Annotated in this window: 11 protein-coding genes and 1 other RNA gene; 4 read left to right on the top strand and 8 right to left on the bottom strand. The window is 44.1% G+C overall.

Annotated features, from left to right (window positions below; all coding sequences use genetic code 11):
* Window positions 1–351 precede the first annotated feature (351 nt).
* The 4 genes from KL866_RS11380 to KL866_RS11365 are packed head-to-tail and all read right to left on the bottom strand — an operon-like array spanning window position 352 to window position 6,018.
* Entirely contained in the window at window positions 352–2,547 is a 2,196-nt protein-coding gene (locus KL866_RS11380) for a TonB-dependent siderophore receptor (RefSeq protein WP_214995124.1), read from the bottom strand.
* Window positions 2,544–3,860, bottom strand: a complete 1,317-nt coding sequence (locus tag KL866_RS11375; protein ID WP_025255062.1) for a DUF3526 domain-containing protein — start codon at window positions 3,858–3,860, stop codon at window positions 2,544–2,546. The genes KL866_RS11380 and KL866_RS11375 overlap by 4 nt, the downstream gene beginning before the upstream one ends.
* Window positions 3,857–5,299: a DUF3526 domain-containing protein gene (locus tag KL866_RS11370; protein ID WP_214995122.1), complete on the bottom strand. Its 1,443-nt coding sequence runs from the start codon at window positions 5,297–5,299 to the stop codon at window positions 3,857–3,859. The genes KL866_RS11375 and KL866_RS11370 overlap by 4 nt, the downstream gene beginning before the upstream one ends.
* Window positions 5,296–6,018, bottom strand: a complete 723-nt coding sequence (locus KL866_RS11365) for an ABC transporter ATP-binding protein (protein ID WP_214995120.1) — start codon at window positions 6,016–6,018, stop codon at window positions 5,296–5,298. Before KL866_RS11365 ends, KL866_RS11370 begins: the two co-directional genes overlap by 4 nt.
* Before the next feature lie 317 nt (window positions 6,019–6,335).
* On the opposite strand from KL866_RS11365, the gene KL866_RS11360 reads away from it, so the two are divergent.
* Window positions 6,336–6,938 (top strand): thiamine biosynthesis protein ThiC, encoded by a 603-nt coding sequence (locus KL866_RS11360; RefSeq protein WP_214995118.1) that lies wholly within the window; start codon window positions 6,336–6,338, stop codon window positions 6,936–6,938.
* Window positions 6,939–7,225: 287 nt separating this feature from the next.
* On the opposite strand, the gene ssrA is transcribed toward KL866_RS11360, so the two are convergent.
* Window positions 7,226–7,585, bottom strand: a transfer-messenger RNA (tmRNA) gene (gene ssrA, locus KL866_RS11355).
* A 394-nt stretch (window positions 7,586–7,979) separates the two neighbouring features.
* On the opposite strand from ssrA, the gene KL866_RS11350 reads away from it, so the two are divergent.
* Window positions 7,980–9,203, top strand: coding sequence for an NADH:flavin oxidoreductase/NADH oxidase family protein (locus tag KL866_RS11350; protein ID WP_025255067.1), 1,224 nt, complete (start codon window positions 7,980–7,982; stop codon window positions 9,201–9,203).
* A gap of 100 nt (window positions 9,204–9,303) precedes the next feature.
* Here the strand turns inward: KL866_RS11350 and smpB are convergent, their stop codons facing one another.
* On the bottom strand, window positions 9,304–9,783 hold the full coding sequence (gene smpB, locus KL866_RS11345) for an SsrA-binding protein SmpB (RefSeq protein ID WP_025255068.1): 480 nt from the start codon (window positions 9,781–9,783) through the stop codon (window positions 9,304–9,306).
* Window positions 9,784–9,928: 145 nt separating this feature from the next.
* On the opposite strand from smpB, the gene KL866_RS11340 reads away from it, so the two are divergent.
* Entirely contained in the window at window positions 9,929–10,360 is a 432-nt protein-coding gene (locus KL866_RS11340; protein WP_025255069.1) for a type II toxin-antitoxin system RatA family toxin, read from the top strand.
* Window positions 10,357–10,704 carry an RnfH family protein gene (locus KL866_RS11335; protein ID WP_025255070.1) on the top strand — a complete coding sequence of 116 codons (348 nt, stop codon included), beginning with the start codon at window positions 10,357–10,359 and terminating at the stop codon, window positions 10,702–10,704. Before KL866_RS11340 ends, KL866_RS11335 begins: the two co-directional genes overlap by 4 nt.
* A gap of 98 nt (window positions 10,705–10,802) precedes the next feature.
* Here the strand turns inward: KL866_RS11335 and KL866_RS11330 are convergent, their stop codons facing one another.
* Together KL866_RS11330 and KL866_RS11325 are read right to left on the bottom strand one after the other, a co-directional pair.
* Window positions 10,803–11,279, bottom strand: a complete 477-nt coding sequence (locus tag KL866_RS11330) for a MarR family winged helix-turn-helix transcriptional regulator (protein WP_012518305.1) — start codon at window positions 11,277–11,279, stop codon at window positions 10,803–10,805.
* A 30-nt stretch (window positions 11,280–11,309) separates the two neighbouring features.
* A complete protein-coding gene (locus KL866_RS11325) occupies window positions 11,310–13,280 on the bottom strand; it encodes a choline BCCT transporter BetT (protein ID WP_025255072.1) in 1,971 nt (656 codons plus the stop codon).
* Window positions 13,281–13,355 lie beyond the last annotated feature (75 nt).

The raw sequence follows: 13,355 nt of genomic DNA, 5'->3' as shown, positions 1-13,355 counted from the left end.
TTTCTAAACTGTCAGCATTGTCACTAACATTTACGTTGAGTAAATCTTGGAAGCTCATTTCAGCAAATTCTGATGGCGTGCTTTGTGAGTAAGCGAACCCGCTGGTAAAGAAAAGAGAGCATGGAAATATATAGCGTAGCAACATATTAGAACCGCTGAAAAAAAGATGTCTGCATAATTATAGGGTAGTATACGGGAGTTAAGAAACCTTGCTTATTAGTCTTTAGTATTGTTTATGTTTTTAGTGTTTTGATTAATAAGGGAAAATTTATTAAGCACTGAAATAAAAAAGAGGCCAATTCGATATCGGCCTCTTTTTAATTCATCTAATAAATTCTATGTTTTTAACAATTAAAAACGATAGGCCGCTGTTAGCCTAAAGCGCTGTGGCGCACCTGGTTCAACCCACACATCAGCAAACGAGTTAGTGTAAAACTCTTCGTCAAATAGGTTGTCTACCGCTACTTTAACCGATAGGTTCTCAATAGGCTCTATCTCAGCAAACGCACGCACTGTAGTGTAGCTTGGTAAGTAGAAGTCAGTGGCAGTTTGACCTAAGCGTTCGTCTACATACAATAGTCCAGAACCAATACGCACTGGCATATCTGCTAAAGTAATACCCTTACTTAGCTGGATACTTAATTGGTTTTCTGGAACGTTTATTAACGGGTCTCCAGACTCAATTGCCGAAACAAAATTAGCATCGGCCGCATCGTTTGTGCTTTCTGCATCAACGAAGGTGTAGGACACCCAAAGCGAAACGTTGTTTTCAAACTCTGCGTTAATATCTAGCTCGATACCACGGCTTCGCGCTTCGCCTGCTGGTGTTAAGAAAAAGCCATCTGATGCTTCTTCACTGTCATCAAAAACCAGGATGTTGCTTTGCTCAATATTAAATAGTGATAGCGTGATATCGCCTCGTACATTATCGAACATAGACGTTAAATCGGTTTTAAGGCCAATTTCAGCAGATTCTGACTCGTTCGGCTCGAAAGGGTTACCCGCAAAGTCTGAACCAGTTAGCTGACGGAACCCTTCGCCGTAGGTGGCATAAACGCTGGTGCTGTCGTTAAACACATAAACGGCGCCCACTTGCGGCGAGAAACGGGTATCATCTTGCGACGTAGTGCTTACCGGGCTTGCTAAGCGATTATCTATTTCTTGTTCAAACTTATCAAAACGACCACCTAAACGAATTTGAAGGTTGTCGGTAAGGTTAATTTGGTCCTGAAAGTAAACGCCCCAAGCTTCTTGTACTTCTAGGCGGTCTAGATTGTCAGAAAGCTCAACATCGGGAAGCGGTGAGTAATCAGGGTTGAATATATCGACCACTAGGTACTGATCTAAGTCTAAATCGTTAATGTCGGTATCGCCTGAGAAAAAGGGCGGGCGATAGCGCAGAATCACCTGGTCGTTTTCAAATTTGTCGTAGTCAGCACCGATAATAACGCGATGGGTTAGTGAGCCTGTTTCAAATTCACCCGCAATTTCGCCTCGTAATACAAGGTAATCAGTTTCAAAGTTACGATAACGCTTAAAGCGCGATAGCAACGCTTGATTAGGGTCGATAAATAGCGTTTGACGGCCGCCAAAATTACTCTCTAATGCATTACCTTCAAACGTGGTATCACGCAACCCTGCACCTAGAAGTAAATTCCAGTCATCAGCTAGCTTGTGAGAAACTTCAATTTGATGACCAACAACTTGGGTATCGATAGTGTCGCCATTCGGATCGCCAGTAAAGGTTTCAATGGGTTGATGGCCTAATTCGCCGTCAATAGCCACTACACCGCGATCAAAAGGAATCTTTTGTTCTGTGTACTCTAGCTCGTAAGTCACGGTAGTATCTGCCGATGCTTCCCAGGTTACCGACGGATAAAATCCAAAGCGTTCGGTTTCTACTGTATCGCGAAAACTTTCTGCGTCTTCATAAAAACCAACTAGGCGTACGCCAACATTCTCAGATGCGCCCGCAACAGTTTGTACGTCAGCTTCAACACGCATTTGCTCCCAGCTTCCGTAAGTGGCTTTAACTTCACCTCCTTCACGAAACTGAGGACGTTTAGTTACTAGATTAATTGCGCCACCTGGCTCACCACGTCCGAAAAGCGCTGCTTTCGGGCCTTTCAATACTTCTACGTGATCAATGCCAGATAAGTCACGAGGGCCGCCAAAGCCACGACCCGCATTAAAGCCGTTTACCAGAAAGCCGCTTGGTAAGTTTTCATCACCTGAAAAGCCACGAATAGCAAAACTGTTCCAAAGACCGCCAAAATTGTTTTGGCGCGCTACAGATGCTGAAAGGTCTAGTGCGTCATTCAAATTAATTGCGCCGGCATCGCTAAGTAAGCCCAAGTCAATATCTTGAGCCGCAGCAGGCACCTCTTTATATTCAAAAGCCCCTTGATACGCGCGGTGCATACCATGCACGGTTATTTTTTCGACATCAGCTTCAACCTGAATAGTATCACTTTGCGCTAAAGCCGACGTGCTAAGCAGTGCCGATATACTGACAGCGAGTGATGATTTAACCCAACTAGTTTTCATTCTTCTTTTCCTGTGCGGTTTTTGTGTGAGCTTTTAGTGTTTGGTGTAAATTGTGGTAGTGCCTCAAAGCTTTCCTGAGAAAATTCAGGCTCTTTGAAAAGGTGGTAGTAATAAAATTTTCGTAGTGCTTTATGAAATGCGCGTACGTCATTCTCATAATTCACCATGGCTTGTACGTTAGTCTCCGCTGTGCTTGATAATAAACGCTGAGTTAGCAAAGACGGAGAAAGCAAAGCCACATAGCTTGCAACGGTGTCTTTTTGAACTGTGGCAGCCTGATAGTCCATCGACAATTTACTGGCCGCTTGGTCGCCTACCTGTTGAAACGCGTAATACCACTTCCAATCAAATGAGCTGTCTCGTTCAGGGTTGAACTCTGTGTAGTCGGCCCACTGCGGATGCGTAGCTATGAATGCACGCCACGTGTCTTCAACGGGCTTATCCCACGCGCTATTTACTGCTTCGCGTTGGGTAAGCACAATGTCGCCACCTTCAGGTGTTTCTACCACGGCACTAATCACCGTGTGTGCGGTTACAGGTACTACAACTGTTGTAACAAGCCAAACGCCCAGCATGATAGAGGCAAGGTGCGTTGCACTAAAACTTGCAAAACGCTTTGCGGCACCAATCGCAAGAACAATGGCACTCCACAACGCAATGTTACCTATTACTATTGCGCAAACGGTTAATAGAGAGGGTAAAGATGTACCGTTAATTAATCCGAACACCACAAATGGAGCGAGCGTAACAAGCGCTAAAGGAACTAAGGTAACTAATACTCGTGATGTCCATATCGCATGGGCATTGCGTGCAGTTACATTGAGCAAATCGAAGCGTCGGGCTTCCCGTTCCTTTGCTTTTAGATCGTAAAGCAGCAATATGATAAATAATGGCAGCAATACGCTGGTCACAAAGGCAAAATCGAAACGCCCTAAAAAGGCAAGCTCTGGGTTATCTGTATCGCTTTCATAAATCTGCCCTTCTAGCGCAAGCATGCGAATACGATGCTTCCAAGGAAACACATCTCTTTCGCCTACGGCAGCAAATGCCAGCGGGGAAGGGGGCGCATAAGTCAGGTGAAAAGCGTAATAAGCGACCATGCCATAGTTAGACTGATGCGTGATAACGGCTTCACGCTCTATTTGGTCTTTTTCTAGTAAGCGTTCAATAGTGGCTTGTTGTTCCTGCATTTCTGCATAACCAGACCACAACGATACCGCGCTTAAAAGAAATACGACTAATAACGTAAGCTTTATTTGGCGGTGACCAAAAACAAAATTAGCTTCACGTTTAAGATCGGTAAAACGCATCATGGGTTTAACCTCCTAACAGCCGCTTTTAAAAGCAAGGCGGTAATGCATACCCAAACAAACAGTTGTAGAAAATAGATAAGCGCATTTGAAATGCGTGTATTCGCTGCTTCTGGTTTGAAATTAAACTCAGATAGCAATGCCCAATTGCCTGCACCCACAACAGCTTTATCAGCCGCTTCTTCGCTTGCATTGCGGTTCATGTCGAGTTTGTAATCCAGCTTTTCAACATGCACTTTATTTAGCCCTTGCACGAATTCAAGGCGCAGAGCTTCTGCTTCTCGTAAAAAACGATGATGGGTTTCAAGGCTGGTACCCGCTAATATTGTGGAGATAGCGCGAACGGCAACGGTAGGCGATAGCCAGCCAAACTGACGTGCAATATGTGCTTGTTCTAATTCTTCACCCATTCTGTTTTCGGCAAACTCATTAAGCACTTTTGCCTGTCTACCTTCTGAATACTGAGCAACAACACCGCGGAAATTAACAGGAAGGTCGTCTACGGAATCTACATTGTATTTTGCTAGTAAATCTTCTTTAAGCTTTTTAAATGCAGGGTCATTAACGTCGTGACCGTCGCCCAAACTTCTAAGCTTTTCTTCTACTTTGAAATCCGCCTCAAGCTTGCCCATAGAGGGGGCGGCATTTGTCGCGACGCTGCTTCCAAGACGAGGAAGCAAAACACACGCAGCCATCCAAATAACAATAAGCACAGTGAAGCTAACACTGCTTTTCTCAAACAAAGCTGAACACGCAGTTACAACGGTAGCCCATAGCAAGAAGTAAACGGCGTAACTTAAGCAAAATAGCATCACCACGAGCGGGCTTTCGCTTGAAAAAGCCACATACAAGCAGGCCAGCAGCAAAGGGAGTAAGAACAAACCGCTAGCTGTAATTAACGCTAAGAGTTTTCCTAACATTAGCTGCCAGCGCGTAGTGCCTTGTGACAACAACAAAGTAAGTGTGCCGGCCTCGCGCTCTCGAGACACGCTGCCGTAACCAATGAGAATAATAAACAGCGGCGCAAGTACTAACGCAAGGAAGCTAGGGGTTAAGCTACTAAAACGCGTAAGCCCAGCCGATTGCCTCTGCTCGGCAAACATGGCGCTATTTTGTCGATGACCTTCTAAGAAAATAGCGTTACCCGTGTAGGTGTCTACACCAGGTTCAATTACGCTTAATGGAGTAGGAGCACGAAAAACATAATGACCGTAATGCACCATTCGGTGAGGGTGCTTGTCAGGCTGCGCTTTAAAGCGTTCTTCTGCTTCAGTTTGAAGGTGCTCTCTAGCGTGCGCGGCCTCTTCAATGTGAAACGCATTTACAACAAGTGCCGCTAGCGTGAGTATTGCCCCTAGCAAAAGTACTGTAGCGGCGACTTTCGTGCGCAGCCAATAGCGCCACTGATCTGCACAAATGGTTTTTGCTACACTAAATATCATGCTTTGCGCCCTGAAAATGCTGCGTGTACCGCTTCTGTGTCGATTGGCGTGTCGTCAACACGTTCGAACGAACCAGTCAATTTACCGTTACTTAAAAGCACAATGCGGTGAGCGACCTGACAAGCACCATAAACATCGTGAGTTACCATAAAAATAGTAGCGCCATTGGCGGCAAGTTCAGAAACCAACGCATTAAACTCGTCTATAGCGGCAGGGTCTAACCCTGATGTTGGCTCATCTAAAAATAACACTGGAGCATTGCGCAACAAAGCAAGGGCAATTGCGGTCTTCTGGCGCATACCTTTCGAGTAGTTTGATAACGCCTTATTCCATGAATCTTCTTGAAGCGCCACTTTGCGAAGTGCTGCAAAAATGTCTTCGTCTGATTTTTCTACACCAGCTACCGAAAGAAAGTAACGGATATTTTCCAAGCCAGAAAGGTGACCATAAAGCGTTACAGATTCAGGTAAATAAGCGACAGACTTTTGAACATCGTTAGGGTGAGTAGTGGCGTTGTGGCCCAAAACAGTAGCGCTACCACTGCTTGCCTTCATCAAACCTAAAAAGGTTTTAAGGGTAGTAGATTTACCGGCACCGTTCCCGCCTAAAAGCGCAAAAACTTCGCCCCTGCCAACGTTGAAATTTAGGTTATCTAAAAGCGTGCGGTTTTCAACGCGCACGGTTAGCGCATTTGCGCATATTACTGAATTTGTTTGCATTGTATAACGTGTTGTTACCGAGGTTTGGTGGTAATGTTATAATATAACGAAATAAATGGGAATACGTTTTACTCCCACTTGAGAGTGGAATGACCAATCAAGTAGCAAAAGTAGGGGGCTTGATAGAGCAGTGTTGAAGATATGAACGAAAAAGACTTGCCGAATGGTATTTGGCAGCCTTCAATAGATTAATCTTCCGCTCTTAATTAGTCATTTTTTAATTTTCACCGAAATTAGTGAAATTATATTTTCGTTTTACCTGTCTTATACCCTCATCAATAAATGCTATTTACAAATGAAATTAAAAGAGAGCCACAATGGAATTTACACATAAGCGCACCATCCAAGTAACAGCATCGTTATTACTGCTATTAGCAATAACACAGGCTGTTTTTACAGCGCTTTACAGTAGCGGAATTAGCTTTTCAAGGCAGTATGCCTGGGGTTTCGAAGCCGCAATTTTTACCGTGCTAGTTGCTTTTGCAAGTACTGCTATGGTGCAAGCAAAAAACGCGCAACTAGGTTGGTCGGCTATTGCTTTTAGTGCCGTTCTTAATGTAGTGCAGGTGAGCATTGGCCTAACGTTATTTTCAACCTTCGGCAAAGTAGCTGGTGCAGTGGAAGGCGCCCAGCCTTTAATTGGCGGCGTGGTGTCTTTGTCTTTCATGATTTACTACGCGGCTAAATTGTTATTAGGCTTAGCAGCCGTTGTTTTTGGCCTATCTTTTGCGGCAAAAGGTGGTAAAGCAATTGGCGGTTTAACAGCTGTAGCCGGTTCAGTAGCTATGCTTTCTAATGCCATATTAATTATATTTGGTCGTGATGGCTTTTTACCATCGGGTGTAGCTGGCGCTTCAGGTATGATTGCAACGTTATTATTGGCTATCTGTTTAATCAGCCTAAACCGCAAAGCAGACTAGCACTTAGTATCTTTCAAATAAGGTACTTTATTAAATAAAACATCGGAGCGTGTTAGTGGTCGGTGGGGGCGTGAGCAGTGACACACTGTTTAGTTCACCATACCTGCCGCTAGCGCCTTTTCTGAACTTTTAGTGTTGTTATGCCAGTGTAATCTTGTGTCGATAGTAGGGCTACGAAGGGCGTGTGAATTTCAGAGTATGCTTTCACATTATGGCTCTGGTTGAGAGGAAGTTACTGAGTTTGAGACATAAAAAAAGACGTCATAGGACGTCTTTTTTTATTGAATTGGTGGAGCTGGCGGGATTTGAACCCGCGTCCAGAAAATGTCTACCTTTGGTACTACATGCTTAGTTTGTCATTTATTTAACTGCTTGGAACTCCGACAAACAGGATTTCCTTGCAGCTGGCCTAATACTGTTTCGCGGTTCACCCTTAGACAAGGTTCCCTCGCTATCCTACTTGGATGACCTTCCGAATCCCCGCTAGCAGGAAAAGACTAGGGTGGAAGGGCCTATACCGGTTATTAAGCGGCTAGTGCGTAAGTTTCGTCGTTTGCGACTATTTAAATGCGGCTTTTTTAAGAGGCCAACCGCTCCTCTGCATGCACCTCCGGCTTCCTAGATCCTGTCGAATCCTAATCAGCCCCGAGTGTGATTTTCAATAATAGCACAAATGTTACGTCATTAAATGCTTTCTTTTAGAAAACGCTTTAAATTTTAAGGGTTTGGCTATAAAACAACCAAATATAACACCTGTAATTTCAAAAGCTTACAAAGCGAACAATGAAAACAAGTTTGCCTTCATAACAGTAAGTCTATTATCGACTTACAAAAGATATGTGGCTAGTGGCATTGATTTTCAAGGGCCGGCGCGAAGATAGGGGTAAGAAAGCTTATTGATAGCTTTCTGGTTTTAGTAAGCGGGCCACTGGCTTAACAATTTTTTAGCGAATTTTTAAGGAATAAGTACCTATGTAAGGATGCATTTAGTGGCAAGAACCATTAAAGTACGTGAGCATAATTAAAAGGCTTGTAGTGTAAATGTCTTCAAATTCCATATTGTATTCTCCTTATACCCTGCCGTGTGGCGTAACAGCGCGAAATCGCCTAGTTAAAGCTGCAATGGAAGAAAATATGTCCAGTAGGGGAAACCTACCCGGTGAGTCTTTGTATTCACTTTATCGATATTGGGCCCATGGTAATTTAGGTATGGTAATAACGGGTAATGTGATGGTCGATAAAGGCGCCATGACAGGGCCTGGTGGCGTTGCACTAGAAAAAGATACCGATATTGCGCCGTTTCAAAAGTGGGCGAAGCTTATTAAGTCGAATGGCGCATTAGCTATAATGCAAATTAATCACCCAGGTCGACAGGTATTTAAAGCCATGCAGGGAAAAGCCATTGCGCCTTCTGCCGTACCGCTGGATATGGGTAAACATTCTAAGCTGTTTGCTCAGCCCCGAGAAATGACCTGCCAAGACATTCACGATGTATGCAAGCGCTTTGTTGAAACAGCCAAGCAAGCCGAGAAAGCGGGGTTTGATGGCGTAGAAATTCACGCGGCTCACGGTTATTTGCTTACACAGTTTTTATCTCCGCTAACTAATCAGCGTCAAGACGAGTGGGGCGGTTCTATTATTAATCGCGCGCGTTTACTTATAAACATAGTGAGTCAGGTTAGAGCTGTTTGCGCTAAAGGCTTCGTTGTTATGGTAAAGCTTAACTCTGCCGATTTTCAAAAGAACGGTTTTTCTTTCGACGATGCGTGTGAAGTAGTAAACCGCTTAGAAGCCTTGGGTGTAGACGTAGTTGAACTGTCTGGTGGTAGTTATGAAGCACCTGCCATGCAGGGCCAAACGCGGGACGATACTACGCTTGCCAGAGAGGCGTACTTTCTAGAATTTGCACAGGCCTTGGTGAGTAAAACCGATATCCCACTTATGACCACAGGCGGTATCAAAAGGGCCGAAGTGGCAGAAGAAGTGATAGAGCAGGGCTGTGCTATGGTGGGCTTAGCCAGCGCTCTCGCCATTACGCCCGACCTGGCTAAAAAGTGGCAGCAAGAATGGAGTTATTCAGGAATAATTCCACACTGTGGTTGGAAAGATAAGTCGCTAGCAAGTCTTGCGAACATGGCCATGGTGCGAAGACAGCTTAGACGCCTTGGGAATAACCTAACTACGTTAAGAAACCCGTCACCACTGTGGAGCCTTATTCTTGATATGCTGCATCGCAAGAAGATGACCAAGCGAGATGTAGGTTAACGCCAGTAAGTTTTACGTAAGAGTTTCAAAAAAGCTGCGCTATGCAAGCGCAGCCTTATAATCACATTTCTTTTACTAGAACGTATATAAAAACACAGCGTTAAACGCTGTGTTTCATCATTCTTTCTTTTTGGCGCTGCCAGTCTTTGTCTTTCAAGGTGTCGCGCTTGTCATGAGCGTGCTTACCTTTGGCGAGGTGAATTTCCAGTTTCACCCAACACTTTTTCCAGTACATAGACGTTGCTACTACTGAATAACCTTGGCGGTCGCGTGCACCCATTAAGCGGTCAATTTCACGTTTTTTCAGCAGCAGTTTACGTGCACGCTCAGGAGCAGCGATTACGTGGGTTGATGCTTGATTTAGCGGGCTAATTCTACAACCTACTAAATACGCTTCGGCATTTTGGATAATGATGTACGCGTCGGTAATATTTACTTTACCGGCACGAATACTTTTAATTTCCCACCCTTGAAGCTCAAGTCCGGCTTCGAACTTGTCTTCTAGGAAATAGTCATGACGCGCCTTTTTGTTCTGCGCGATATTTCCTGTGGTGTTTTTGTTGGCTTTATTCTTTTTCATGCTGGTTATTATACTGATTGTTCAAAGAAATGTCTTTAGTTGTCATTGTTATCTTATATAGGGGCATTTGGTTCAAAACCGAATACAAGCGATACAAATTTTCTATGGTACAATGCCGCCAAGAGTATTAATTGTAGTGGGATCAATGCCAAGTATTCATAGAAGTGCGCTAGTAGCTCATAGCGCAGAAGCCATGTTTAACTTAGTCAACGATGTAGCTTCTTATCCTGAGTTTTTGCCGGGCTGTACAGATAGCAAAATTCTCGACACTTCAGCGCAAAGCATGAAAGCGTCTTTGTTAGTTGCAAAGGCAGGTATCAAACAGTGGTTTACAACACACAATGTGCTGGAGCCAGGGCAAAGTATACAAATGCAGCTAGTAGATGGGCCGTTTCGTTCGTTAACCGGCGGCTGGACATTTTCAGCACTATCTGAAGAAGCCTGTAAGATAGAGTTAAACCTTGAATTTGAATTCAGCAACAAGCTAGCAGAGATGGCGTTTGGTAAAGTGTTCAACAGCTTAGCAAGCAGCATGGTAGCGGCGTTTACAGACAGAGCACGGAGCGTATACGCATGAGTAATAAGCTCATCAATATTGAGGTTGCCTACGCATTGCCCACCAAGCAAACCATCATTGATGTTGCTATTCATGAAAATGCGACAGTAGAAGAGGCGATTAATGCGTCTAATGTGCTTGAGCAGTTTCCCGAAATCGACTTGAAAGCCACTAAAGTAGGTATTTGGAGTCGCGTAGTTAAACTGCGAGATACGCTCAACGACGGTGATCGTATCGAAATTTATCGCCCACTTATTGCTGATCCGAAAGAAATTCGCAAGCGTCGTGCTGAAAAAGCCAAAGAAGAAGGAAGGGCAGACAAAGTTACCGGTGGAAAAGTTAATCCATTGAAAGCAAAAACTTAATTACCAGTTAAGCCTTTTATCGGCTGACGGCAATAGCAGATATAAAAATGGCCTTCAATGTAAATTGAAGGCCATTTTTTTTAAGAAGAAAACGACTATTAGCTTTTTTCTGAAATACTGCCTAGTTCCAAGAAAGGAGAGGCATCGATATCCTCTGCATCCATCATGCTAGCAATACGCTGAACGGTAGCAACCATTTGGCTTTGTTCCCATTCTTTTAGCTGAGAAAAGCGCTCTACAAAGTGCTCTTGAAGCGGGCGCGGGGCGTCTACCACCGCTTCTTTTCCGCGTTCGGTTAAGAACACGCCCACTTTACGTTTGTCTTGCGTACTTCTAATGCGCGTAGCTAAGTCTCGTGACTCCAGTCTATCTAAAATATTGGTGATGGTTGCAGGGCTTAAATTAATATTCTCTGCAATTTCGCGCACCATTATGCCAGGGCGCTCTTCAATATTTTGCATTACCAGTAGTTGTGGACCCGTTAGCCCCACGTGTTTACTTAGCTGCTTGCTGCGTAGGTCTACAGCGCGAATAACGCGCCGTAGTGCCACTAATAATTCTTCTTCTTTTCGCATATTACTTCCAACAAATGCGTAACCACGTGGTTACTTAAGCAAATGAATAAAATGTTGGTGCTTATGGTAGTGATCAATAACATCATTAATTACTGAAATTTTCGACCAACCCATAATGTCATAGTTCTGACCACCTTCACTCAGGTGAACCTCGGCGCGATAGTACGTTGCCTTTTTGTTTTCGTCCAGTGTTGGTGTGTCACTTGGACCAAATTCAGGCTGTTCTGTCGGCACTAGGTATACCGCATAAATAAATTCGGGGTCGTTACCCATATCAACGGTTAAAATAAGTGCTTCTTCAGTGTCTTCAATTTTAATCTCGAACTGTTGAGACTTAAATTCTTCACCTACTTCGGTGAAAGCTGGCATAACCACTTTATTTACATATCGACGAACAGCATTTTCATCTGGGAAGGTAACGATGTTCTCTAAGCGGTCTTTCCAGTTTTTATCCGAATCGCTATGCTGAGGCGTTCCAGCCATTACTTGAAGGCTTTCTCGCTTGTAAGACTCTATCCTCAACGCCTTCAATAAGCCAGAAATTGCTATAAGCAAAACAATGGCAAAAGGGAGAGCAGCTGCAATCGTCATAGTCTGCAGCGCTCCGAGTCCGCCAGCATAGAGAAGTACAGAACTTACAACGCCTACACCAACAGCCCAGTACACGCGTTGCCATAGCGGCGTGTTGTTTTCTCCGTGAGAACACAACATGTCGACTACCATTGCGCCTGAGTCACACGAAGTTACGAAGAATATAATCACCATAAGTACGGCGATAAAACTAAGTACTGAGGCAAAAGGAAACTGTTCTAAAAATACAAATAGTGCAACAGAGGTATCGTCGTTGACCATTTGGGCAAGTACTTCATTTCCCTGCACCAATACTTGGTCGATAGCACCGTTACCAAATACGGTCATCCAGAATAGTGTAAATGCAGAAGGAATTAGTAATACACCTATAACGAACTCGCGAATGGTTCGGCCGAATGAAATTCGGGCTATGAAAAGGCCCACGAAAGGCGCCCATGCTAACCACCAGCCCCAGTAAAAGATGGTCCAGCCACCTATCCAGTCAGTTTTCTCATAAGTGTAGAGATTAAAGGTGTTTCGTACTATGTCAGACAAATATGCACCAGTATTTTGCATAAAGGCCTGTAGTAAAAAGACAGTAGGACCTAACGACAATACGATTAACAGTAATATAATAGCCAGAACCATGTTTGTTTCTGAAAGACGGCGAATGCCTTTGTCCAGACCAGTGGTTACTGAGATTACTGCTAAGCCGACCACGCCAGCCATAATAGCAATTTGAACACCTGTATTAGAGGGCAACCCAAACAGGTAGTTAAAGCCCGCGTTGACTTGCGATGCGCCGAAGCCAAGCGAGGTAGAAATACCAAATACTGTTGAAGTTACTGCAAATATGTCAACTACGTGACCCGGCCAGCCGTAAATTCGGTCGCCAATAAGTGGGTAAAGCGCAGAACGAAGCGTTAAAGGTAAGTTTTGTCGGTACGCAAAATAGCCAAGTATAAGTGCGACTACCGCATAAATAGCCCAAGCATGAATTCCCCAATGGAAAAAGGTAGTTTTCATGGCTTCGCGTACGGCGTCAATACTTTCGGCCTGCGCCGTGGGTGGAGCCATGAAGTGCATTAAAGGTTCTGCTACACCAAAGAACATTAATCCAATGCCCATACCAGCAGCGAACAGCATACTAAGCCAAGTGCCAAAGCTAAATTCTGGCGTAGCATGGTCTGGACCTAGTTTAATTTCTCCGTATCGAGACATGCCTAGATACACGACTGATAGAACAATAATCGTAACGGTTAATACATAAAACCAACTACCGTTAGATACAATTACACCTTGCAATTTTTGGAAGACAGAGTCTGCTAATTCGGGCGTACCCGCAGCGAAGATAAGTAAGCAAATGATTAACACTGAAGACGTTAAAAACACCGGCTTGTTGAGTGGAGATTTCTTTTCGTTCTCAATCACGCAGTAATTTCCTTTCACCTTTTATTTGAACCTAGGTTTATACGGTGAAATATACAGCATGGAGCACTTTTAATA

This window comes from Alteromonas sp. ALT199, assembly GCF_018619335.1.
Lineage (GTDB): Bacteria > Pseudomonadota > Gammaproteobacteria > Enterobacterales > Alteromonadaceae > Alteromonas.
This window is presented reverse-complemented; position numbering and strand designations above follow the sequence as displayed.

What these genes read in the sequence shown, in the direction of transcription:
- smpB (WP_025255068.1), bottom strand. Translation starts at nt 9,783, where the DNA reads ATGAAAAAGAATAAAGCCAACAAAAACACCACAGGAAATATCGCGCAG.
- KL866_RS11335 (WP_025255070.1), top strand. Translation starts at nt 10,357, where the DNA reads ATGAGTAATAAGCTCATCAATATTGAGGTTGCCTACGCATTGCCCACC.
- KL866_RS11380 (WP_214995124.1), bottom strand. Translation starts at nt 2,547, where the DNA reads ATGAAAACTAGTTGGGTTAAATCATCACTCGCTGTCAGTATATCGGCA.
- KL866_RS11375 (WP_025255062.1), bottom strand. Translation starts at nt 3,860, where the DNA reads ATGATGCGTTTTACCGATCTTAAACGTGAAGCTAATTTTGTTTTTGGT.
- KL866_RS11365 (WP_214995120.1), bottom strand. Translation starts at nt 6,018, where the DNA reads ATGCAAACAAATTCAGTAATATGCGCAAATGCGCTAACCGTGCGCGTT.
- KL866_RS11350 (WP_025255067.1), top strand. Translation starts at nt 7,980, where the DNA reads ATGTCTTCAAATTCCATATTGTATTCTCCTTATACCCTGCCGTGTGGC.
- KL866_RS11360 (WP_214995118.1), top strand. Translation starts at nt 6,336, where the DNA reads ATGGAATTTACACATAAGCGCACCATCCAAGTAACAGCATCGTTATTA.
- KL866_RS11330 (WP_012518305.1), bottom strand. Translation starts at nt 11,279, where the DNA reads ATGCGAAAAGAAGAAGAATTATTAGTGGCACTACGGCGCGTTATTCGC.
- KL866_RS11340 (WP_025255069.1), top strand. Translation starts at nt 9,929, where the DNA reads ATGCCAAGTATTCATAGAAGTGCGCTAGTAGCTCATAGCGCAGAAGCC.
- KL866_RS11370 (WP_214995122.1), bottom strand. Translation starts at nt 5,299, where the DNA reads ATGATATTTAGTGTAGCAAAAACCATTTGTGCAGATCAGTGGCGCTAT.